At 62.9% G+C, this 20,932-nt stretch carries 20 protein-coding genes; 12 read left to right on the plus strand and 8 right to left on the minus strand.

The window, feature by feature from the left end; all coding sequences use genetic code 11:
* Window positions 1-97 precede the first annotated feature (97 nt).
* Window positions 98-1,228: an ABC transporter substrate-binding protein gene (locus tag ACXJKE_RS14250; protein ID WP_457281255.1), complete on the minus strand. Its 1,131-nt coding sequence runs from the start codon at window positions 1,226-1,228 to the stop codon at window positions 98-100.
* A 174-nt stretch (window positions 1,229-1,402) separates the two neighbouring features.
* Entirely contained in the window at window positions 1,403-2,554 is a 1,152-nt protein-coding gene (locus ACXJKE_RS14255; protein WP_457281256.1) for an ABC transporter substrate-binding protein, read from the minus strand.
* Window positions 2,555-2,606: 52 nt separating this feature from the next.
* Between ACXJKE_RS14255 and ACXJKE_RS14260 the strand changes: the two genes are divergently transcribed.
* Window positions 2,607-4,736 (plus strand): molybdopterin-containing oxidoreductase family protein, encoded by a 2,130-nt coding sequence (locus ACXJKE_RS14260; protein ID WP_457281257.1) that lies wholly within the window; start codon window positions 2,607-2,609, stop codon window positions 4,734-4,736.
* Window positions 4,737-4,742: 6 nt separating this feature from the next.
* On the plus strand, window positions 4,743-5,882 hold the full coding sequence (locus ACXJKE_RS14265; protein ID WP_457281258.1) for an aminopeptidase: 1,140 nt from the start codon (window positions 4,743-4,745) through the stop codon (window positions 5,880-5,882).
* A 51-nt stretch (window positions 5,883-5,933) separates the two neighbouring features.
* Here the strand turns inward: ACXJKE_RS14265 and ACXJKE_RS14270 are convergent, their stop codons facing one another.
* The 3 genes from ACXJKE_RS14270 to ACXJKE_RS14280 form a co-directional block, all read right to left on the minus strand.
* A complete protein-coding gene (locus ACXJKE_RS14270; RefSeq protein WP_457281259.1) occupies window positions 5,934-6,404 on the minus strand; it encodes a GNAT family N-acetyltransferase in 471 nt (156 codons plus the stop codon).
* The gene (locus ACXJKE_RS14275; protein WP_457281260.1) at window positions 6,401-7,207 is read right to left on the minus strand and encodes a class I SAM-dependent methyltransferase; all 807 of its coding nucleotides are present in this window, start codon (window positions 7,205-7,207) and stop codon (window positions 6,401-6,403) included. Before ACXJKE_RS14275 ends, ACXJKE_RS14270 begins: the two co-directional genes overlap by 4 nt.
* A 235-nt stretch (window positions 7,208-7,442) precedes the next feature.
* Window positions 7,443-8,546: an alpha/beta fold hydrolase gene (locus ACXJKE_RS14280; protein WP_457281649.1), complete on the minus strand. Its 1,104-nt coding sequence runs from the start codon at window positions 8,544-8,546 to the stop codon at window positions 7,443-7,445.
* A gap of 205 nt (window positions 8,547-8,751) precedes the next feature.
* On the opposite strand from ACXJKE_RS14280, the gene ACXJKE_RS14285 reads away from it, so the two are divergent.
* The 7 genes from ACXJKE_RS14285 to ACXJKE_RS14315 all read left to right on the plus strand — a co-directional run bounded on the left by ACXJKE_RS14285 (window position 8,752) and on the right by ACXJKE_RS14315 (window position 14,831).
* Window positions 8,752-9,084 carry a polyhydroxyalkanoic acid system family protein gene (locus tag ACXJKE_RS14285; RefSeq protein ID WP_457281261.1) on the plus strand — a complete coding sequence of 111 codons (333 nt, stop codon included), beginning with the start codon at window positions 8,752-8,754 and terminating at the stop codon, window positions 9,082-9,084.
* Between the two features lie 20 nt (window positions 9,085-9,104).
* Window positions 9,105-10,037: a LysR family transcriptional regulator gene (locus tag ACXJKE_RS14290; RefSeq protein ID WP_457281262.1), complete on the plus strand. Its 933-nt coding sequence runs from the start codon at window positions 9,105-9,107 to the stop codon at window positions 10,035-10,037.
* Window positions 10,038-10,070: 33 nt separating this feature from the next.
* Window positions 10,071-11,324, plus strand: coding sequence for a CaiB/BaiF CoA transferase family protein (locus tag ACXJKE_RS14295; RefSeq protein ID WP_457281263.1), 1,254 nt, complete (start codon window positions 10,071-10,073; stop codon window positions 11,322-11,324).
* Between the two features lie 89 nt (window positions 11,325-11,413).
* Window positions 11,414-12,364 (plus strand): hydroxymethylglutaryl-CoA lyase, encoded by a 951-nt coding sequence (locus ACXJKE_RS14300; RefSeq protein ID WP_457281650.1) that lies wholly within the window; start codon window positions 11,414-11,416, stop codon window positions 12,362-12,364.
* Window positions 12,361-12,753, plus strand: coding sequence for a VOC family protein (locus ACXJKE_RS14305; protein WP_457281264.1), 393 nt, complete (start codon window positions 12,361-12,363; stop codon window positions 12,751-12,753). Before ACXJKE_RS14300 ends, ACXJKE_RS14305 begins: the two co-directional genes overlap by 4 nt.
* A 35-nt stretch (window positions 12,754-12,788) precedes the next feature.
* Window positions 12,789-13,772, plus strand: coding sequence for a Bug family tripartite tricarboxylate transporter substrate binding protein (locus ACXJKE_RS14310; RefSeq protein WP_457281265.1), 984 nt, complete (start codon window positions 12,789-12,791; stop codon window positions 13,770-13,772).
* Between the two features lie 84 nt (window positions 13,773-13,856).
* Window positions 13,857-14,831, plus strand: a complete 975-nt coding sequence (locus ACXJKE_RS14315) for a Bug family tripartite tricarboxylate transporter substrate binding protein (RefSeq protein ID WP_457281266.1) — start codon at window positions 13,857-13,859, stop codon at window positions 14,829-14,831.
* An 82-nt stretch (window positions 14,832-14,913) separates the two neighbouring features.
* Here ACXJKE_RS14315 and ACXJKE_RS14320 read toward each other — a convergent pair whose 3' ends face one another.
* Window positions 14,914-15,168, minus strand: coding sequence for an acyl-CoA-binding protein (locus ACXJKE_RS14320; RefSeq protein ID WP_457281267.1), 255 nt, complete (start codon window positions 15,166-15,168; stop codon window positions 14,914-14,916).
* A gap of 144 nt (window positions 15,169-15,312) precedes the next feature.
* Here ACXJKE_RS14320 and ACXJKE_RS14325 point away from each other — a divergent pair, with 144 nt between their 5' ends.
* A complete protein-coding gene (locus tag ACXJKE_RS14325) occupies window positions 15,313-16,845 on the plus strand; it encodes a wax ester/triacylglycerol synthase family O-acyltransferase (protein WP_457281268.1) in 1,533 nt (510 codons plus the stop codon).
* Window positions 16,846-16,986: 141 nt separating this feature from the next.
* Here ACXJKE_RS14325 and ACXJKE_RS14330 read toward each other — a convergent pair whose 3' ends face one another.
* Window positions 16,987-17,754 carry a type III pantothenate kinase gene (locus ACXJKE_RS14330; RefSeq protein ID WP_457281269.1) on the minus strand — a complete coding sequence of 256 codons (768 nt, stop codon included), beginning with the start codon at window positions 17,752-17,754 and terminating at the stop codon, window positions 16,987-16,989.
* 79 nt (window positions 17,755-17,833) lie between these two features.
* A complete protein-coding gene (locus ACXJKE_RS14335; protein ID WP_457281270.1) occupies window positions 17,834-18,502 on the minus strand; it encodes a helix-turn-helix transcriptional regulator in 669 nt (222 codons plus the stop codon).
* Window positions 18,503-18,685: 183 nt separating this feature from the next.
* On the opposite strand from ACXJKE_RS14335, the gene ACXJKE_RS14340 reads away from it, so the two are divergent.
* Both ACXJKE_RS14340 and ACXJKE_RS14345 read left to right on the plus strand, forming a co-directional pair.
* Window positions 18,686-19,894: a sensor histidine kinase gene (locus tag ACXJKE_RS14340; protein ID WP_457281271.1), complete on the plus strand. Its 1,209-nt coding sequence runs from the start codon at window positions 18,686-18,688 to the stop codon at window positions 19,892-19,894.
* 47 nt (window positions 19,895-19,941) lie between these two features.
* Complete coding sequence (locus ACXJKE_RS14345) at window positions 19,942-20,928, plus strand: response regulator (RefSeq protein ID WP_457281272.1); 987 nt, start codon at window positions 19,942-19,944, stop codon at window positions 20,926-20,928.
* Window positions 20,929-20,932: the final 4 nt, after the last annotated feature.

Consider the following 20,932-nt stretch of genomic DNA (forward strand, 5'->3'; position numbering starts at 1 on the left):
TCGCGCGGGCCACCGTGGAACCGGCTTTGCCGGGCCACTAGTGGCGCCCCCTTGAGGGGGAGGCGGCCGCAGGCCGCTTCGGGGGGGAGTCAGTACTTCAGGTCCTGATCCGGCCGTCGCCCGTCAGCATCGACAGCTCCACGAAGTGGGACGCCACATGGTCGGTCGGCGAGAACGTCACGGAAAACCCGCCGAGCGACTGGGTGCCGATGGCTTCCAGGCCGGAAATCAGCGAATCACGGCTCATCTTGGGGCCGCCGCGCTTGAGGCCGTCCACCAGAATCCTGGCGGCCACATAGCCTTCCATGCTCGAGAAATTAACCTTCGCGTCCTTGCCGGCCGCCTTCACCGCATCGGTAAACTCGCGCACAATCGGCCGCGCTCCGTTGTAGGGCGAAGGCATGACCTGCGACACCACCACGCCTGCGCCTTCCTTGCCCAGCTCGTCGGCCAGCGCCTGCGTGCCGACAAACGATACGTTGTAGAACGTGCCGCCGTAGCCGGCCTTGCGGGCTTCGCGGATGAAAGCTGCGCAGGCCTTGTAAGCACCGATCTGCACCACCGCATCGGGGCCCGCGGCCACCAGCGTGGTGACGGCCTTGGCCACGTCCACCGTGTTGCGTTCAACAGTCGCCTGCGCCACCGGCTTCAGGTTCTGCGCACCCAGGGCCAGCGTGACGCCGTCCAGCCCGGCCTTGCCGTAGGCGTCGTTCTGGTAGAACACGGCGATTTTCTTCAGCCCCAGGGCGGTCAGCTGTTTGACGATGAGGCCGGTTTCGTCGTTGTAGGACGCGCGCACATGGAAGACATTTTTGTTGAAAGGTTCACGCAAAGCCATGGCACCGGTGAACGGCGCGATGAACGGAACCTTGTCCTTGATGGCCAGCGGCAGAGCAGCGATGCTGGTGGGGGTGCCGATGTAGCCAAACAATGCAAACACCTCATCCTCGATCAGCTTGCGGGTGTTTTCGGCGCAGCGGGCGGGTTCATAGCCGTCATCCAGGTTGCGGATTTCAATCAGGCGCTTGTTGACGCCGCCCTGTTCGTTGACCTGGTCGAAGTACACCTTCGCGCCCTGGTAGAACTGGATGCCCAACTGCGCAGCCGGGCCGGTGAAAGGCGCTGACTGGCCCAGGATGATCTTGTCGGTCTGGGCATGCGCGATGTTGAAACCCGCGAGCACGGAAGCGCCGGCAGCGGTGGAAAAGGTTCTGCGAGTAATGTTCATGACGCTATCTTCGCAACAAAAATTTACAAACGGTTTGATTTGTAAAAACTAAGTTACAAATACGTGAGATAGGTCACTACTTTAGCGGAAGCCAGCAACGCAACAGCCGGTAATTTGTCACCTTTTGCATCATCCAACCCACAACACTCGCCAATTTCCGCTATCTCACTCTTCCTATTCCCGCACCCGTCCGGTGGCATCAATCAGGCTGAGTTCCACCAGTTTGGAGCCCACGCGGTCCCCGTCAAAGTGCACCCGAAAACCGCCCAGGTTCAACTCCTGCATGGTGTCCAGTGCCTTGCGCAGTTTGACGCGGGTCGGGTCCTTTCCGGCCTTGCGCAGGGCTTCGACATACGTCCAGGCAGCGATGTAGCCTTCGAGCATGTACACATTGGGTTTGCCCAGTTTGGCCGCTGTAGCGTCGGCCTGCAGTTCACGGACCAGGACGCTCTTGGCGTTGTCCGACTTGGGTGTGACGCGCACCACCACCACACCGGCACCGGCCGCACCCAGCTGCTCGGCCAACAGGCTTTCGCCAGTGCTGGAAAAGCCGTAGATGGGCCCGCGAAATCCCTTGGCGCGCAAATCGCGTATCGCGCTGGCGGCGCCGGCAGCGTCGCTGATGACCAGTACGGATTCAGGCTTCTTGCCCAGAATCTGTTCAACGCTCGCGGCCACACTGCCGCCCGAGAGGGCCGACTTGGCCACCAGGTTGGCGCCCAGCCCGCCCATGGTGCGCTCGGCTGAATCCAGTGCCGCCAGCGATTCGGCATCCTTGCCGTGCAGTATGGCCAGCTTGCGCATGCCCAGGGTTTCGGCGTGCCGCGTGATCATGGCAGCTTCTTCCGAATAACCGGGCCGGACCGAATACACGTTGGGATAGAGCGAGCCGCGCAGTTCGTCGGCGCCGGCCATGGGGGCGAACAGCAAAATGTCGGTGTCTTTCAGCAGCGGGTTGACGGCCGTGACCTGCGGCGAGCCGTAGTAGCCGAAGAGCGAAAACACCTTCTGGTCCAGCAGCTTGCGGGTGTTGGCCGCGGCGGTATCGGGGTTGCCCGCATCGTCCAGCGTCGTCAGTTCGATCTTGCGGCCGTTGACGCCGCCGCCGGCATTGACGTGGTCGAAGTAAAGGCGCGCGCCCTGGGCAAACGGCACAGCCAGTGTGCTGCCGGGCCCCGTCATGGCCAGTGACTGCCCCAGCGTTACAGCGGTTTTGCTGATGCCGTCCTCGGCATACACCCACGGCGCCATCAGGGCGACCAGTGCCGCTACCATGGTGATCCTGACCAGCGCGCGGAATGACTGCATTCCTGTTTTTGTTGTCATGTTGTCTCCTCATCCCCGGGGGCCGGTATGGCTGTCAATATAAAGTTGAACCATGAGCAATACCATCAGCATCTCCCCTAGGACCGAGGTCAAACCTGACACCGGGCTGAAGCCTGCGGCCGTACAGGTGCTGGGTGCCTGCCCGCACGACTGCCCCGACACCTGCTCGCTGCTGACCACAGTGGAGGATGGCGTGGCCATCCGCGTGCAGGGCAACCCGGACCATCCGCATACCGGCGGCGTGCTGTGCAACAAGGTGTCGCGTTACACCGAACGCACCTACCATCCGGAGCGCCTGCTGAGCCCGCTCAAGCGCAGCGGCCCGAAAGGCAGCGGACAGTTCGAGCCGGTGAGCTGGGAAGCGGCGCTGGCCGACATTGCGGCCCGCCTCAAGCCCATCGCCGCACGCAATCCCGAAGCGATCGTTCCTTACAGCTATGCCGGCACCATGGGCCAGGTGCAGGGCGAAAGCATGGCGGGCCGGTTTTTCAACCAACTCGGTGCGTCATTCCTGGACCGCACCATCTGCTCATCAGCCGGCGGCGAGGCCCTGACGCAAACACTGGGCGGCAAGGTCGGCATGCGGGTGGAGTTTTTTGCCGAATCGAAGCTCATCATCATCTGGGGCAGCAACTCCATCGGCAGCAACCTGCACTTCTGGCGTTACGCACAACAAGCCAAGCGCGACGGCGCAAAACTTGTCTGCATCGATCCGCGAAAAAGCGAAACCGCCGAGAAATGCCATGAGCACATCTCGCTGCTGCCGGGTACCGACGCCGCCCTGGCGCTGGCCCTGATGCACGAGCTGATCACCCACGACTGGCTCGACCACGACTACATTGCGCAGCACACGCTGGGCTGGCAAAGCCCGGACGGCGGGCTGCGCGAGCGCGCGCTGCAGTGGCCCCCCGAACGTGCAGCCGCGGTCTGCGGCGTGCCGGCGGAACAGATCCGCTCGCTGGCGCGCGATTATGGCGAATGCTTTGTCAAAAAACAGCCCGCAGCGATCCGCCTGAACTACGGCATGCAGCGCGTTCACGGCGGCGGCAATGCGGCGCGTGCCATTGCCTGCCTGCCCGCGCTGACGGGCGCGTGGCGGCATCGCGCCGGTGGCGTGCTGCTCAGCAGCTCGGGGCTCTTTCCCGTCGACAAAGCCGCCCTGCAGCGGCCCGACCTGCTGCAGGGCCGCCAGCCGCGCACCATCAACATGAGCACCATCGGCAACGCCTTGCTCGAAGCTGCATCGCCTCAATTTGGCCCGAAGATCGAGGCGCTGATCGTCTACAACAGCAACCCGGTGGCAGTGGCGCCGGAATCCGGAAAAGTGGTTCGGGGCTTCGCGCGTGAAGACCTCTTCACTGTCGTGCTTGAGCACTTCCAGACCGACACGGCCGACTACGCCGACTACATCCTGCCGGCCACCACACAGCTGGAGCATTGGGATATGCATGCCTCCTATGGCCACACCGACGTGCTGCTGAATCGCCCCGCTATCGCGCCCATGGGCCAGGCCAAACCCAATACGCAGATCTTTCGCGAGCTGGCCGCCCACATGGGCTTTACCGACCCCTGCTTTGCCGACAACGATGAGCAGCTGTGCCGCGCCACGTTTGGCGACAAGGTGGACTTTGGGCAATTGCTGGACACGGGCTTTGCCACGCTGGCGCTGCCCGATGCGCCGTTTGCCACCGGCAACTTCCCCACCGCCTCCGGGCGCTGCGAGTTCTTCAGTGCGCGCCTCGCGGCCACCGGCGCCGACGGCCTGCCCGGCCACGTGCCCAATTACGAAGCAGCCAACACATCCGACCAGTTCCCGCTGGCCATGATCTCACCGCCCGCGCGCAACTTCCTCAACTCCACCTTCGTCAACGTGAAAAGCCTGCGCGATATGGAAACCGAACCGGTGCTGGAGATTCATGCGGACGATGCCGCTGCACGCGGCATCACCACGGGCGCGGTCGTCAAGGTGTTCAACCAGCGCGGCGAGTACCGGGTCAAGGCTGAAGTCTCCACGCGGGCACGCCCCGGCGTGGTCAACGGCCTGGGCATCTGGTGGCGCAAGCTGGGCCTGGACGGCACCAACGTGAACCAGCTCACCAGCCAGCACCTGACCGACATGGGCCGCGGCCCCGTCTTTTACGATTGCCTGGTGCAGGTGCAGCGCGACGCTGAAACAGCCTGAGGCACGGTGAGCCGAACGCGCGCCAAGACACTGACCGGCCTGGCTGCTGCGCTGGCCGCAGCCGCGTTATGCCTCACGGGGTGTGCTGACCTGGGTTACTACTGGCAGTCCGTCAGCGGCCACATGCAGATGCTCAACGCCGCCCGGCCGGTGGACGACTGGCTCGGCGAAGCGCAAACATCGGCCTCATTAAAAAGCCGGCTGGAACTGTCGCAGCGCATCCGCAGCTTTGCGGTGACCGAGCTGAAACTGCCGGACAACGCCAGCTACCGCCGCTATGCCGACCTGCGCCGCAGCGCCGTGGTCTGGAACGTGGTGGCGGCGCCGGCGTTTTCACTCACGCTCAAAACCTGGTGCTTCCCGGTCACAGGTTGTGTCGGCTACCGCGGCTACTTCAACGAGGCCGACGCGCGCGCCGAAGCGGCGCGGCTCAAGGCCGAAGGCCTGGAAGCCAGCGTTTACGGCGTGCCCGCGTATTCCACACTGGGCTGGATGAACTGGGCCGGCGGCGACCCCTTGCTCAACACCTTCATCGGCTACCCTGAGGGGGAACTCGCCCGGCTGATCTTTCATGAACTGTCCCATCAGGTGGTGTATGCGCCGGGTGACATGATGTTCAATGAATCGTTTGCCACTGCCGTCGAGCGCCTGGGCAGCGAGCGCTGGCTGGCCACGCAAGCCGGTGACGACGCACGCAAGGCCTACGCCGTATTTGACGGCCGGCGCCGGCAGTTCCGCGCGCTGGCACTGGCCACGCGCCGCGAATTGGCCGCAATTTATGATCAAAAAGATGCCGCAGCCCAATCAGAACCTGCGCAAATAGCTAGCAAAATGATAGCGCACCAGCGCTTTCGCGACGCCTATGCTGAACTCAAGGCATCATGGGGCGGCTTTGCCGGCTACGACCAGTGGGTGGCGAACGCCAACAATGCCTCGTTTGGCGCACAGGCCGCGTACGACGAACTGGTACCGGGCTTTGAAGCGCTGTTCGAACGCGAGGGCCGCGACTGGCAACGGTTTTATGATGCGGTCAAAAAGCTGTCCCGGCTACCCAAGGACGAACGGCGCAAGGCACTTGAACACAACATGGTGAACCTTGCGCAGGCACACAGTCACCAACGCAAGGCCGGACAGCCCAAAGAGTAGTTCAGCCTGGGCAGCGTCCCAGCACATGCGGCGAGGGGCGTATCTATAGGCTTACACGCACATGATCGTGAGGCGGTGTCCCTGATGTTCCGTATGTTCGACGACTTTCCAGCCGAGCCGGGCATACAAGGCTTCGCTGTTCGGCGTAAACAGGTAGACCTTGTCTTTGCCCATGCCGGCGGCCTCCCGAACCACATGCCGGACCAGCGCCGACCCAATCCCCTTGTTCCTGTGCTCGGACGCGACATAAACGCTGGACAACCAAGGCGATAAGTGGGAATGGGTAATCGTTTGCGGCAGCAGGCTTGCCGACCCCAGAAGCCGGCCTTCGCAGACCGCCACAAAGGTCATCGGCAACGCGCCCTTCTGCGCGGATGCCTTCAGCCTCTGCGTGCGCTGCTCAACCGTAACCGATGTATTGAGATAGCCGAATTGCGCCTGGTGCCACACGGCCAGCGCCGCGAGATGCTGCGGGTGGTCGGCAAGATGGCCAATGCACACAGGAGATGCTGCGTGCCTCATGCCAGTTGAACCCAGGCAGCAACAGACATGGGCGGCACGGTCACAGTGTGCTCGTCGCGGCCCGCCAATTCCCGGGCCAGCAACGCGTCGACATCGTGATGATCCGCATCAGCACGCCCGAGCTTTCGAGCCATGGGTGTGACCGACCTGACCGCCTCCAGAGGCAGTTCGATTGAACGTGCACCATACTGAAGAGGTGCTGATGTCTGCACCTGCACACTGCCGTAGCGCGTCAAAATACTTGGGAGCCTTGCTGCCATGTACGGATTGATGCCTGCGTCCAGCATGACATCGCCTATGAACACAATCGCCTCATGTGTTTCTGGCGATGCAGGCGGCCAGATGCTGCTGTGTACGCCGCGGAAAAAATCCATTTCCAGAAACGCCATCGCTCCTCCCGGCCGGACCCAATTGGCCACGCGTGCAACAGCAGCCTCGGGACTTGCGATGTACAGCAGGAAGTACCGCCCAACCACAGCGTCAAACATCCGGGGTGGCTCAAAATCGTCCAGATCAGCCAAAACAAACTTCACATTCTGAAAACCCGAATCAGCGATGCGCAACGCAGCGGCATCAAGCTGGGCCGGGTCCCGGTCCACCGCCGTCACTTCGCCGCCGGGCCCCACACGGCTTGCCAGCAACAAGGTCATATCACCGCTTCCACAGCCCAGTTCCAGGACCTGGGACCCAGGCTGTACGCCGGCCCCTGTCAACAGGTTCTCGGTAAGCGGCAGTATCGCCAGCCCCTGCATTTTCAACCTGTCGCGCTCTTTTTCACTGCTGTGCAGCGGGTAGCTTTTCATCCTTCATGGATCCTTTTTTTGGTTGTCATGTCGTTCCAGAGCTGCGGCAAAGTGCCCGCACGGGATGCCCCAATCGGTCAGGCATACATCGTCGATGTGACGCCAGCAACGTGATTCTCGAAAGAGCAGTATCCAGCCCCTGCAAGGCTCTGCACAGTGTGTGAACTACGGTATCCAGAGATCTCGGCCCGGTAGGCAATACCGTAGCCAAGCCGACTCTCTGACCACGACCGGGCTAGAAAATCCCGTATTGCGCGGCCCGGTGCGCAGCTTCAGCCCGCGTCTTGCTACCCAGGGCTTTCAAGGCAGCGCTCACATGCATTTCAACCGTACGAGGACTCAGGGATAGTGTGCGTGCGATCTGTTTGTCGGTCTGTCCTTGCGCTACCTGCCTCAGCACCTCGGCTTGGCGCACTGTCAGCCGGAAAGCAGGTGCCACAGCGCCCTCGTTGCCGGCGAGAAATTCAAGCACGGTATCGCGCACCCCGGGCCATGCCGGCTCCTCCACCAAAGGGATGTTGTTGTGCGAGTCAATCGGAACGAAGCGTGCGGCAGGAATGAGTGTGGCCAGTCTTTGCCCTTCGTCTATCGGATACAAAATGTCTCGGCGGGCGTGTAGAACCAGGCATGCAGTGTCAATCCGCTTCGCACTTTCGCTGAGATCAAGGTCATAGAACGCCCGGACGCTCTGCGCAGCGATGGCGCCGTTCATGCGCTGGCTGACGATTCGATCATGGGCCTCAAGTTGCCCGGCCGAGGCGTCCGGGAGAAATTGTGCCGTGAATATGCGCCGGAAAGACACCGCAAACTCGCTTCGCCCATCCAGTCCGGATTCATACACCTGCAACGCCGCCATGGCATCGTCCCGTTGCGCGGGAGTCAGTTCACGCCGCAAACGCCCGCGAACGGCCCCTCCATAGATAACGAGGCGCGTCAACCGGGCAGGATGGCGGGCGGCATACTCGATTGCCGCATACGCCCCCGTACACACCGCCACCATGGCAAAGCGCGTCAGACCCGCTGCATTGACGACCGCCTCAATGTCTTCCACCCAGGCATCCAGGGACATGCGCTCAGGTTTTCGCTCCGAAAGCCCACAGCCCCGCATATCGAGCCTGATCACGGTGTGGCGGGCGGCCAGCGCGTCCATCCAGTGCCTGCTCGCGGGTCCAGGCGATGTCAGGTCGTTGTCGGTGTACTGCAGGGTGACCCATACGACTGGTGGCCCGCAGCCAGTTGCAGTGAAAGCGATGGCCGTTCCATCGGCGCTTTTGCAAAAATGAATGGAATTTGGATTCTTCAAAAGAGGGGGCTGTTGCAAATTTGTCTGACAACGCACGGGTAGATGGGGGTGCGTCAACAGTGCTCAGTATCACATCACAACGCAGTGTCTTGAACAGGGCCGAAAGCGTAGCCCGCTTTGAAATACTGCCTGAACGAAACGTCGGCACCGGTAAGCGTTTTATGATGCAGTCAAACGGCTGGCCCGGCTGCCAAAGACGAACGGCACAAGGCGCTTCAAATCAACAACACGGAGACCACCAATGGCTGACATCCAGATCCAGCGCGAACACACCCTGGGCCTTGCGGAGGCGCGCAAGATCGCCTTCAAATGGGCCGAGCAGGCCGAAGAAAAATTCGACATGGAATGCACCTACGAAGAGGGCAAGGACGAAGACCTGGTCAGCTTTACCCGCTCGGGTGTCAGCGGCACGCTGACCGTCACCAAGGACCGCTTCGATCTCCAGGCCAAGCTGGGTTTCCTGCTCGGCGCCTTCAAGGACAGGATCGAGGACGAAATCGTGAAAAACCTGGACACCCTGATCGCGAAAAAGCCTGCGGCCAAAAAAGCCACCGCCAAAAAGAAAGCGGCCTGAGTTTTCAGGCTCATTTCCCCGTGAGCTACAACCTCGCCCGGTTTGACCTGGTGTCGGTGCGCCTGGCGGTGGCCTGCGCCCAGACAGGCAGCCTGACGGCCGCTGCACGCGATTCGCACCTGGCGCTGGCTGCCGCCAGCCGGCGCATCCGGGAGCTTGAGGACGCCCTGGGCGACGCGCTGTTCGAACGCCATCCACGCGGGCTACTCCCCACGGCGGCGGGCCGCGTCTTCGTCAAACACGGGCTCACGCTGCTGCAGACCATGGAACAGTTGGGCTGCGAACTGGCCGACCTGCGGCGCGGCATCGCGCGCCACATCCGCCTGTGCGCGAGTAGCGCCGCCATCAGCCAGTTTTTGCCGCCCTTGCTGGCGCGCTATGGCGAGCTGCATCCGCAGGTGCATATCGACCTGGAAGAGCAGGTGTCGGAAGCCGTGGCGGCCACTCTGCGCGAAGGCCGGGCCGATGTGGCGGTATTTGTGGAAGGGCCCGACACCACAGGGCTGGACACGCGTCTCTTTCGCGAAGACGAGCTGGTGCTGATCCTGCCGGCCGGCCACACGCTGGCAGGCAAAACGCCGCTGGCCTTTGTCGATGCGCTCGACGAAGAATGGATCAGCCTGACCGCCGGCGCCGCCATGCTGCAAAAGCAGCAGCAAGCCGCGCTGGCCGCCAACCGACCGCTGAAGCTGCGCATGCAGGTGCGCAGCTTTGACGCCGTCTGCCACATGGTGGCCTCCGGCCTGGGCGTCGCCATCCTGCCCAAGGCCGCGACGCTACCCATGGTCAAAAGCATGAAGCTCAGCTGGCGGCCGCTGGCCGACGCCTGGGCCCAGCGCCGCCTGCTGACGGCCACCATGGCGGGCCAGTCAGATGCGGGGATTGCATCGCTGGTGGATTTTCTTACCCCGCTTTCGCAAAACGCGAAACCTAAAGCCCTAAAACGAAAATAGACGGAGCCGGACCGCGGCGGCACACTGCCGCCCATGCCCTCCCCTGAAAAATCCCTCGCGGCTTCTACCCACGCTCCCGGCCAGGGCCCGCTCACCGGGCTCAAAGTGCTGGAACTCGGCCAGCTGATTGCCGGGCCTTTTGCCGCCAAGACGCTGGCGGACTTCGGCGCCGACATCATCAAGGTCGAAACGCCGGGCACGGGCGACCCGCTGCGCAAATGGCGCCTGCTGAAAGACGGCACTTCCGTGTGGTGGCAGGTGCAGTCGCGCAACAAGCGCTCGGTGGCGCTGGATTTGAAGAGTCCTGAAGCGCAGGCCATCGTGCGCCAGCTCGCGCTTGACGCCGACGTGCTGATCGAGAACTTCCGCCCGGGCGCCATGGAAGGCTGGGGCCTGGGACCCGACGAATTGCTGGCGCTGAACCCACGACTCATCATGCTTCGCATCAGCGGCTACGGCCAGACCGGCCCTTACCGCGACAAGCCGGGCTTCGGCGTGGTGGCCGAGGCCATGAGCGGCCTGCGCCACCTGACGGCCGAGCCGGGCCGTGTGCCGGTGCGCGTCGGCGTGAGCATTGGTGACACGCTGGCCGCGCTGCACGGCGTGATCGGCATCCTGCTGGCGATGCAGGAACGCCAGCGCTCCGGCAAAGGCCAGGTGATTGACGTGGCGCTTTATGAAGCTGTGTTCAACTGCATGGAAAGCCTGCTGCCTGAATACAGCGCCTTTGGCGCGGTGCGCGGCGCGGCCGGCAGCGCCCTGCCCGGCATTGCGCCCAGCAACGCTTATCTGTGCAAGGACGGCGGCTATGCGCTGGTGGCCGGCAACGGCGACAGCATCTTTAAACGGCTGATGACCACCATAGGCCGCAGCGATCTCGGCAACGACCCGGCGCTGGCCGATAACGCGGGCCGCGTGGCGCGCGTGGCCGAGATCGATGCGGCCATCGGCCAATGGACGTTGAATCTCACAGTAGACGAGGTGCTGGCGGCGCTCGACAAGGTCTCGGTGCCCGCCGGCCGCATCTACACCGTGGCCGATATCGTTGCTGACCCGCACTACCAGGCGCGCGGCATGCTCGATGAAGTAAAGATGGACGACGGAAGCCTGCTGGCCGTTCCCGGCATCGTGCCCAAGCTTTCGCGCACGCCGGGCGGGCACCGCCGAAATGCGCCGCAGGTGGGGCAAGACACCGATGCGGTGCTGCGCGAGATCGGGCTTTCAATCGAACAGATTCAGGCGCTCAAGGACAAAGGCATCGTGGCTGGAAAGGATGTCAAATCGTGAACACCCTGAAACGTGAAGTGCGCCGCGCCGGGCCGCCCCAAGCAAGCATAGCCCCCTCGGGGGGCAGCGTATTACACGAAGTGAAAAGCGTGGGGGTCAAGATCCATTTCAACGAGGTCGCCACGCGTGACGGCTTCCAGATCGAGCCGAACTTCATCCCAACCGATGACAAGGTCGCGCTGGTCGATGCCCTCAGCGTATGCGGCTACGCCAAGATCGAAGTGACATCGTTTACCTCGCCCAAGGCCATCCCCATGCTGCGCGATGCCGAAGAGGTGATGGGCCGCATACGCCGTGTGCCCGGCGTGGAGTACACCGTGCTGGTGCCCAACCTGCGCGGGGCGGAGCGAGCGCTGGAGTCGCGGGCCGACGAACTCAACCTGGTGATGTCGGTATCGGAAACCCACAACCTGGCCAACCTGCGCATGCCCCGCGAGAAAAGCTTTGCCGCGCTCTCTGATGTCATTCGCCATGTTGACGGCCGCACGCCCATCAACATTTCGCTGTCGTGCTGCTTCGGCTGCCCGATGGAAGGCGAAGTGGTCGAGGACGAAGTGCTGCGCTGGAGCGATCGCTTCGCCGCCTTCGGCGCAGACCGCGTGCGCGGCCTCACGATCTGCGACACCACCGGCATGGCCCACCCGGCTCAAGTCGGCCGCATGGTGGAAGCGCTGCAACAACGCTTTGAAGGCCTGCAGCTGACCTTGCACTTTCACAACACGCGCGGCATGGGCCTGGCCAATGTGCTGGCGGCCGTGCAGGGCGGCATCACGCGCTTTGACGGCTCGCTGGGTGGCCTGGGTGGCTGCCCCTACGCGCCCGGTGCCAGCGGCAACATCAGCAGCGAAGACGCGGTACACATGCTGCATGCGATGGGTTACGACACCGGTATGGACCTTGAAAAGCTGCTTGCGGTGGCGCGGCAAATGCCCGGCATCGTCGGCCATGACGTGCCTGGGCAGGTGGCCAAGGCCGGCCGGATTACCGATTTGCATGAGCCACCGCCTTATGTGGCCGAGCTAAGGGCCGCCTCGGCATGATTCGGCAACTGGATCACCTGGTGCTGACCACCTCGGACGAAGCCCCCTGCGTGGACTTCTACACCCGCGTGCTGGGCATGACGCTGGAAACCTTCACCGGCGGCACACCACCTGTAGAGCGCAAGGCCTTCAAGTTCGGCAAGCAGAAGATCAACCTGCATGTCAAAGGGCGCGAGTTTGAACCCAGAGCCCACCTGCCGGTGCCCGGCGCTCTGGACCTGTGCTTTCTGGCCGGTGTCCCGCTTGCTGACGTGATCACCCATCTCGAGCGGGAGCGCTGTCCAATCATTGAAGGCCCCGTGCTGCGTACCGGCGCCACACAAAAGATCCGCTCGGTCTATGTGCGCGACCCCGACCTGAATTTGATAGAGATTTCCGAACCCGCCTGAAACAGCATCCCAAAACTACCACCGGAGACAACGACATGAGACAACGTAATTTCTTCCACCATCTCGCCATCCTGGCAGGGGCGATGACCGGTCTGGCAATACTGCCTGCCGCGGCGCAGCAGGCCTATCCCGGCCGCCCGGTCACCGTCATCGTTCCGCAGGCGGCGGGCGGCGCCAACGATGCCATTGCGCGCATCGTGTCCCAAAAGCTCGGCGAAATCATGGGCCAGACCTTTCTGGTTGATAACCGGCCCGGCGCGGGCGGTAATGTCGGTACCGCCCAGGTGGCCAAAGCCAGGCCCGACGGCTACACCCTGCTGCTGACGACCAACAGCGCGCACGTCATCAATCCCGCCATCTACAAAAGCACCGGTTTCGACCCCGTGAAGGATTTCGAGCCGGTCGGCCTGGTGGCCAACGCCGGCTATGTGCTGGTTGCCAACTCGGCCTTTCCCGCCAATTCGGTGGTCGAGCTGATTGCCCAGGCAAAAGCCAGCCCCGGCCAGATCAGCTATGCCTCGGCCGGCAACGGCACGCTGAACCACCTGATCGGCGAAATGTTCAAGCGGGCGGCCGGCGTGGACATGCTGCACGTTCCCTACAAGGCTTCGGCTGCCGCAGCCACCGATGTTGCCGGCGGACAGATTCCGGTGTCGGTGCAGAGCCTGCCGTCGGCGCTGCCCTTCCTGCAGTCCGGAAAAATCAAGGTGCTTGGCGTGGTGAACGAAAAGCGTCTGGCCTCCTTGCCCAATGCGCCGACGATTGGCGAAACCCTGCCAGGCTTCGGCTCGACACCATGGTATGGGCTGTTGGCGCCCGCCGGTACGCCCAGGGAAGTCATCGTCAAGCTGCAGGCCGCCCTTGAAAAGACCCTGGCCAGCAAGGACGTGGCGGACAAGCTCGCGGCACAAGGCTGCGACGTGATGACCGCCAGCCCAGCGCAGTTTGCTGCGTTGATCCAGGGCGACCTGCCGCGCTGGAACAAGATCGTCAAGGACTCTGGCGCCCGCATCGACTGATCCACCGCCCTTCAGCCAAAACCTGGTCGGACATTGCCCGGCCTGAGCCACCCTTCCCCGAAAAAATACTATCCGGAGACAACCATGACCCTTATTTCCCGCAGAACCCTCATGACCGTCGCCAGCCTGAGCACGGCCGCATGGCTCAACCCGGTGCGTGCGCAGCTCGCCGGCAAACCCATCACGCTCATTGTGCCCACAGCGGCCGGTGGCACCACCGACATTGCGGCACGCATGCTGGCCGAGCCCTTGGGCAGGATTCTGCAAACCTCGGTGGTCGTGGACAACCGCGGCGGCGGCAACGGCAACATCGCCGGCCAGATGGTCGCGCGAGGCCCGGCCGATGGCACCAGCCTGCTGGTGCAGTACTCGGGCTACCAATGCATCACGCCGCTGATCCAGCCGGTGCCTGGCTTTGACCCGGCGACCAACCTCAAGCCGCTAGGCCATTTGATTGACGCGCCGCAGCTGCTGGTGGTACGCGGCAACTTTCCCGCCGACAACTTTGTGGACTTCATCAAGTACGTCAAGGCCAACCCAGGCAAGGTCAACTATGCATCCAGCGGCAACGGCTCGCTGCAGCATGTGACGACCGAGCTGCTCAAGGACCTGACCAAGACTTTCATGGTGCACATCCCCTACCGCGGTACGGGCCCGGCGCTTAACGACCTGCTGGCCGGCACGGTGGACTTCACCATCACCACACCGCCGCCGCTGCTGCCGCACATCCGCGCAGGCAAGCTCAAGGCGCTGATGGTGACCGGCCGCACGCGCCTGGCCGCGCAACCCAATGTGCCGACCGCTATCGAGACGGGTGTGCCGCTGGTGGCATCGTCGTGGTTCGCGGTCTACGGGCCGACGGGACTGTCCGCCGACCTGCAAGGCCGACTCTCGCTGGCCATCAAGCAGGTGGTGGAATCGGAGGGCTTCAGGAAGCGCGCCGAAGAGCAAGGCGCGAAAGCGGTTGTGATGAGCGGCGCCGAGCTGGCTACCCTGGGTGACAACGAGCGCAAGATGTGGGACCGGATCGTGAAACTGGCGAACATTAAAGCCGACTGAAGTCTTTAACAGCCAGCAAAAAGCGGCACAGCCCCGGTGCAAATTGCGCCAGGGCTGTGCCGCTTTTTTGTGGAAGAGAGTCTTAGCTCAGATCGGCGATCAAATCGATGTACTGCTGCATCGCGTCATCCTGCGAGGTGCCCTTGAGGTTGTTCCAGGCGTCCCACTTGGCACGTGCGACCATGTCGCCGAAGCCGGGCTTTTTCTCGGCGTTGTCGCCGATGCTGCCCTGCTTGTAGAGCGCATAAATCTTCAGCAGCGTGGCGTTGTCAGGGCGCTCGCTGAGGTTTTTCGAATCGGCCATGGCTTTGTCGAAGGCGGCTTTCAGGTCTGACATGAAGAATCTCCGTTTTTAGAAGTGGGTCACCAATGAGGTGGCTTGGGGTAACTGCCCGGTATCTTAGCCAGGCCGTTCCTTGCAAAATAGGGAACTTACCCCATCCGGGGTGAGTTCGCATCAGTTTTGCATTCGGGAGTGCTCATGGTTACACGCGTTACCGCTCAGGCCGCAGGCCGCAAAGTGGCAAAAAACGTCCAGAAGAACGTCAAGCGGGCCGTCTCGGGAACCCTGGGCATTTCAGGGGAGCGCATGAGCAAGGTCGACACGGCCTGGCTGCGCATGGACAACGATGCCAACCTCATGATGATCGTGGGCGTCTGGCAGCTGGCGCCGGGCGTCAAGTACGCTGCCGTCTGCGAACGCATCGAAAACAGCCTGCTGAAGTACGACCGTTTCAGGCAGCGCGTGATGGAAGACGCCGCCGGCGCCACCTGGGTGATGGACCGCAACTTCGACCTGGCCAACCATGTCGTGCAGGAGAAGTTGGCCAAATCAGCCAACCAGGAGCAGGCCCTGCAGGACCGCGTGGCCGTGCTTGCCACCCAGCGCCTGGATCCGAGACGCCCGCTGTGGCAAATCCACCTGATCGAGGATTACACCGGGCCCGATGGCGTCAAGGGCAGCGCGATGATCGTGCGCATCCATCATTGCATCGCCGACGGCATTGCGCTGATCTCCGTGACCATGTCGCTGGTCGATGGCGGCACGCCGCCGCCTGAGCGGCGCACGAAGGCTGCGGCGGCTACCGGCACGGAAGACTGGATTGCCGACACCCTGCTCAAGCCCTTCACCGACATCACCGTCAAGGCACTGGGCGCCGTCGGTGAAGGCGCAGCGCGCTCGCTGGGCATGCTGGGTGACCCCAAAAAGGGCATGGAAGACGGCATGCACGGCTCCATGGACATGGCCAAGGTCCTGATGCAGGTGCTCAAGGACGGCGCCGCGCTGGCCCTGATGCCCGACGACTCCAAGACCCGGCTCAAAGGCAAGCCAGGCGGCGCAAAAAAAGTGGCCTGGTGCCAGCCGATTCCGTTGGATGAAGTCAAAGCCGTGGGCAAGGCACTCAACTGCTCGATCAACGACGTGCTGCTCAGCTGCGTGGCCGGCGCCCTGGGCGAATATTTGAAAACTTTCGGTGACGACGTGGCAGGCCAGGAGATTCGCGCCATGGTGCCGGTCAACCTGCGGCCGCTGGACCAGGCGCACAAGCTGGGCAACCGGTTCGGCCTGGTGCCGCTGGTGCTGCCCATCGGGGTGGAGAATCCGATCGAGCGCGTCTACGAGGTGCGCCGGCGCATGGCTGCGCTCAAGGGCAGCTACCAGCCGTTGCTGGCTTTCAGCCTGCTGGCGGTGGCGGGCCTTTTGATCAAGCCGGCGCAGGACGTGATGCTCAACCTCTTTGCCAAGAAAACCACGGCGGTGATGACCAACGTGCCTGGCCCGCGCGAAAAGCTCAAGTTCTGCGGCTCGACACTGGAGCAAAGCATGTTCTGGGTACCGCAGTCGGGCGACGTGGGGCTGGGCGTGTCGATCTTGAGCTACGGCGGCGGCGTGCAATTCGGCGTAATCACCGACAGCACCCTGTGCCCGGAGCCGCAACGCATCATCGACGAGTTTGTGCCGGAGTTTGCCAAGCTGTCCATCGTGACGCTGATGCTGCCCTGGGGAGAGTGAGCCCTCGCTGTGCGTCGCAGCTGCCAGGAAGTTCCGGTTAATTTTTTGAGGTTTTTATGGCCTTAGCCCAATAAGGACGGGCGCAAGCAGCTACTTTTTTGATAGCACATCCCGCGGCAACTCCACCGCGCGGAAAGGACGTCAGGCTGCAAAACGCTGTGAGGCGATGGCCAACAGTCCGTCGAAGATGAGGCTGTCCACCAGCTCAAACTTCACCGACATGCTGGGCGCCATCTTCCAGCCAGCGCCGCCGGTCATGATGCATTCGGGTGTTTCGCCGCAGTGGCGGGCGACGTTTTCCACCATGCGGTGTATCGCACCGGCAATGGCGAAAGTGCCGCCGCTGGTCAGCGCATCGCTGGTATTGGTGGGAAAGTCGCGCACCTCGCCGGTGGGAACGTGCAGACCGGCCGTGCCGGACTCGAGCGCGCGCAACATGATGCCGTGGCCTGGAAGAATGAAGCCGCCCAGGAATTTTCCGGAAGCGTCGATCGCCTCGACCGTCACGGCGGTACCCACCATGACAACCACGCAAGGCTTGTTGATGCCGCGTGCCAGCAGCCGGTGGCGCGCACCGATCATGGCCACCCAACGGTCAGCGCCCAACCTGGCCGGATGGTCATAGCCATTGGTGACACCAGCCTCATGCGGGCTGGAAACGACCCAGTGCGGCGCCACGTCCCAGAGTTCCATTTGCTCGACCACACGCCGCTTGATGGCGTCGCCGGCAACGATGCAGCCGAGGATACGCGACGGAGGTTGCATGCCGCCCCACTCTTCTTCGGACAGCTTGTCGATGTTTTCCAGAAACACCGCACCCTGCGCCAGCAGCTTGGCCCTGGGCACAGGGGCTTCGTACTGGGCCCATTTCAGGCGGGTGTTACCCACGTCAAGCGCTAGAAAGGTCATTTGGCGGATTATGAACAGGTTTGAAGCGCACCTGCAGGCGCAGGCCTACAGGTTTTCCAGTAGACGCGGCAAAGAACGCTCAGATCAATCCGAACCAGCACGCGCGCTGGATGGCGGCCAGCTTGTTGTCGACCTTGAGTTTGGTCATGGCATTTGAGAGGTGAAAGTTCACCGTGCGTTCGCTGCAGGCCAGCAACTCGCCGGTCTCGCGTGCCGTCATCCCCTGGAAGGCAAGGCTCAGGCATTCGAGTTCGCGCGGGCTCAGCGGACTGCGCGCTTCGGCCAGCGCGCGCTTGAGCAGCGGCCAGATGTTGAGGGCCGACCAGGCCAGCAAGGCCGCCTCGCTGCGGTCATGCCACTGGCGCGGGCTGAAGAGGTAGCATTCAAAGGCCCGCCCCACCGTCAATGGAAAGGCGATGCGTACCACACTTTGGTAACCGTGAGCCAGCCACAACCGGCGCCAGCGGCCCAGGCTTTCGAAAGCGGTTTTGGAAATATCCTGCCAGGCAACAAGAGGTGCGTCGGAGTCGCGCCACGGGGCACCGAAGTCCCGGCTCTCGGCCAGGGCCTCGGCGGCATCCAGCAGGCGCGGAGGGTGAATGGCCAGCACCAGCCGGTCTTCCTGCCCCCCGAACGGGTCGGGGCCGAGCACCAGGAGCGCTTCGACCGAGAACTCGCGAAGGGCGCACAGCCAGTCGCTGATGACGCCATCCAGGCTGACGCTGTCAAAGTTGGCAGGTAACAGCATTAGCTTGACGAGATGAGAACCGGGACAATACAGTCAAATGTCAAATGCATCATCAGTCAGGTTCCCGGTTGTGCTGGAGAAGTTCTTAACGTGAGGAGCGCTCGCTTTCACGCGTGGCTTGCGCGGCGTCCCCTGCTTCAGTGGCTGCGCGAGGAACTGATCCTTGCGCCCCTGGAGCCCATTTTGCATCCATCCCCGCGACGGCTGTGGTGGCTGGGTCTTTCTTTTTTTTCGGGCAACGCCCTGTTCGCCTGGATCTGGTCGGTCTGGCTGCCGCAGCCCTATGAAAACCTGCCGCTGCGCGTCGTGGCCAGCGTGCTGGGCTACAGCCTGATGACCAAACGCGTCAACCATGACCCGGGAAGCCGGCTGGCGCAACGGGTGTTTGGCGTGGTGTTCTGGCTTGAACTGCCGGTCCTGTTCAGCTGGATGTACCTGTGCAACGGCAGCAATACCGTGTGGCTGGCCACCCTGGCGGCCATGGTGCTGATCTACTACCATGTCACTGACTGGCGCCTGGCGACCCTGGGCACCATCACCGGTGGGGGGCTGGCCTGGGTCATGTTCCTGTACGTGGGGCCGGCGGTTCCCTCCCTGCCGGAAGACCAGCGCACCGTGCATGCCGTGGTATTTGCGTTTGCCTGGTCGATCGCGCTGGTGCTGAACCTTTCCTCGGCCAACCTGCGGCGGGAACAGCTTTCCAGCACGCTCACTACCATCGGCATCATGGCGCACGAGCTGCGCACGCCGCTGTCGACGGCAGCCCTGCTGGGCGATGCGATCCAGCTGGAGGTACAGCGCCAGCCCGACAACCCGCGCGCGCTGCAGCTGGACAAACTGGCGCTGCGCCTTCACGCACTGGTTCGAAACATGAACCACCAGATCGACACACAGATCGCGAATGCCAAGCTGCTGCAGCTGCCACGGCATACCCAACAGGTCGCGGCCGGCAAATTGGTCCAGGATGTCGTGGCGGCGTATCCCTACCAGTCGAGTCGCCAGAGGGAATGCGTGCGGGTGCTTGTTCACGATGACTTCACCTTCCGTTCTTCCGCCACACAGTTTTCCCAGGTGCTGGACAACCTCATCAAGAACGCGCTGCATTCCCTGATGGCGGCTGACTCGAAATACCCGCACGGCGCCCTGCGCATTGAAGTCGGCAGGACGCAGGCGCGCGGCCGCATCATGGTGGCCGATGAGGGCATGGGTATCGACGCTGCCTTGCTGCCGCAGATTTTCAAGCCGTTCTTCTCGAGCAACCGCGGCACGGGGCATGGCCTGGGCCTGGCCTTTTGCCAGCAAGTGGTACAAAGCGCAGGTGGCACCATTCATGTGAAATCAGAGTTCGCCGTGGGAGCTGCTTTTACCATCGAGCTGCCGATTACGGCCTGATACCTTGCACATGATTTGCTTTTGACAACCCGCGCTAGACTGACAACATGTCCTTTGCACTTTACCGCCGTCCCGGAGGCGTGGTTTTCCTGGACGACGACCCGGATTATCTCGAAATGCTCGCGGAAGTCATGCCGCTGGACTGGTGTGTACGCCTGTTCCTGCGCCCGGTGGCGTGTATAGACCTGCTGCTCCAGGAGCCGGTGCGCTGGGAAGCGGATGCCTGGCGCCAGCAGGAAATCATCAATCGATGGCGCGAGGGGACGGCCCTGATCCCGCAAATCCTGCAGTACTGGCGGGAAGACGGCACGGCGCGATTTGCGCTCACGCAGGTCTGTGTGGTGGACTATTCCATGCCGGCCATGAGCGGGCTGAGGGTGTTGAGCGAGCTGACCGGCTGGTCGGGTTCGCGCGTTTTGCTGACAGGCCGGGCCGACGAGCAACTTGCCGTGTCGGCCTTCAACCGCGGGCTGATCGAACAATTCATTCCCAAGCAATCTCCGGAGATCCGGCTGCGCCTGACCGATGCGGTGCAGGCGCTGCTGCGACAGCCCGATCCCCGGCACCAGCAGACCTGGCGGGCGACGCTGTCCCGCACGCAGCATGCGCTGCTGTGCGAACCATCCGTCGCGCAGGAGCTGGAAAACCTGGCACTGCGGCAAGGCTGGATCGAGCATGTGGTGATTGGTGCACCCTTCGGTGTGCTGGCCCTTGACCGTAAAGGCAGCGTCAGCTGGTTGCAGCTGGAACCCGCCGGGAACCTGCCAGAGCTTGCCGAAATGGCGGCATCGCAAGGCTGGGATGCCGCGACCGTGAAGGACGTGGCGGCAGGCAGGAAACTCATCGACCTGGAACTGCAGCTGGCGCTGGGCGCCGGCCACAAACCCCAGCCGCGCCAGGCCTTCGCCATCGCCTCCGGTCCGACCGTGCTTCATGCGGCGCTTTTTACCGTCGGCGAGCCTTTTAACCCCGGCTTCATGAGCAGCCACGAGCGATTTATTGCCACCTCGGGTGAGAGACACCTTCAGGACTGACGCC

The sequence above is a fragment of the Polaromonas sp. P5_D5 genome, from assembly GCF_054049435.1.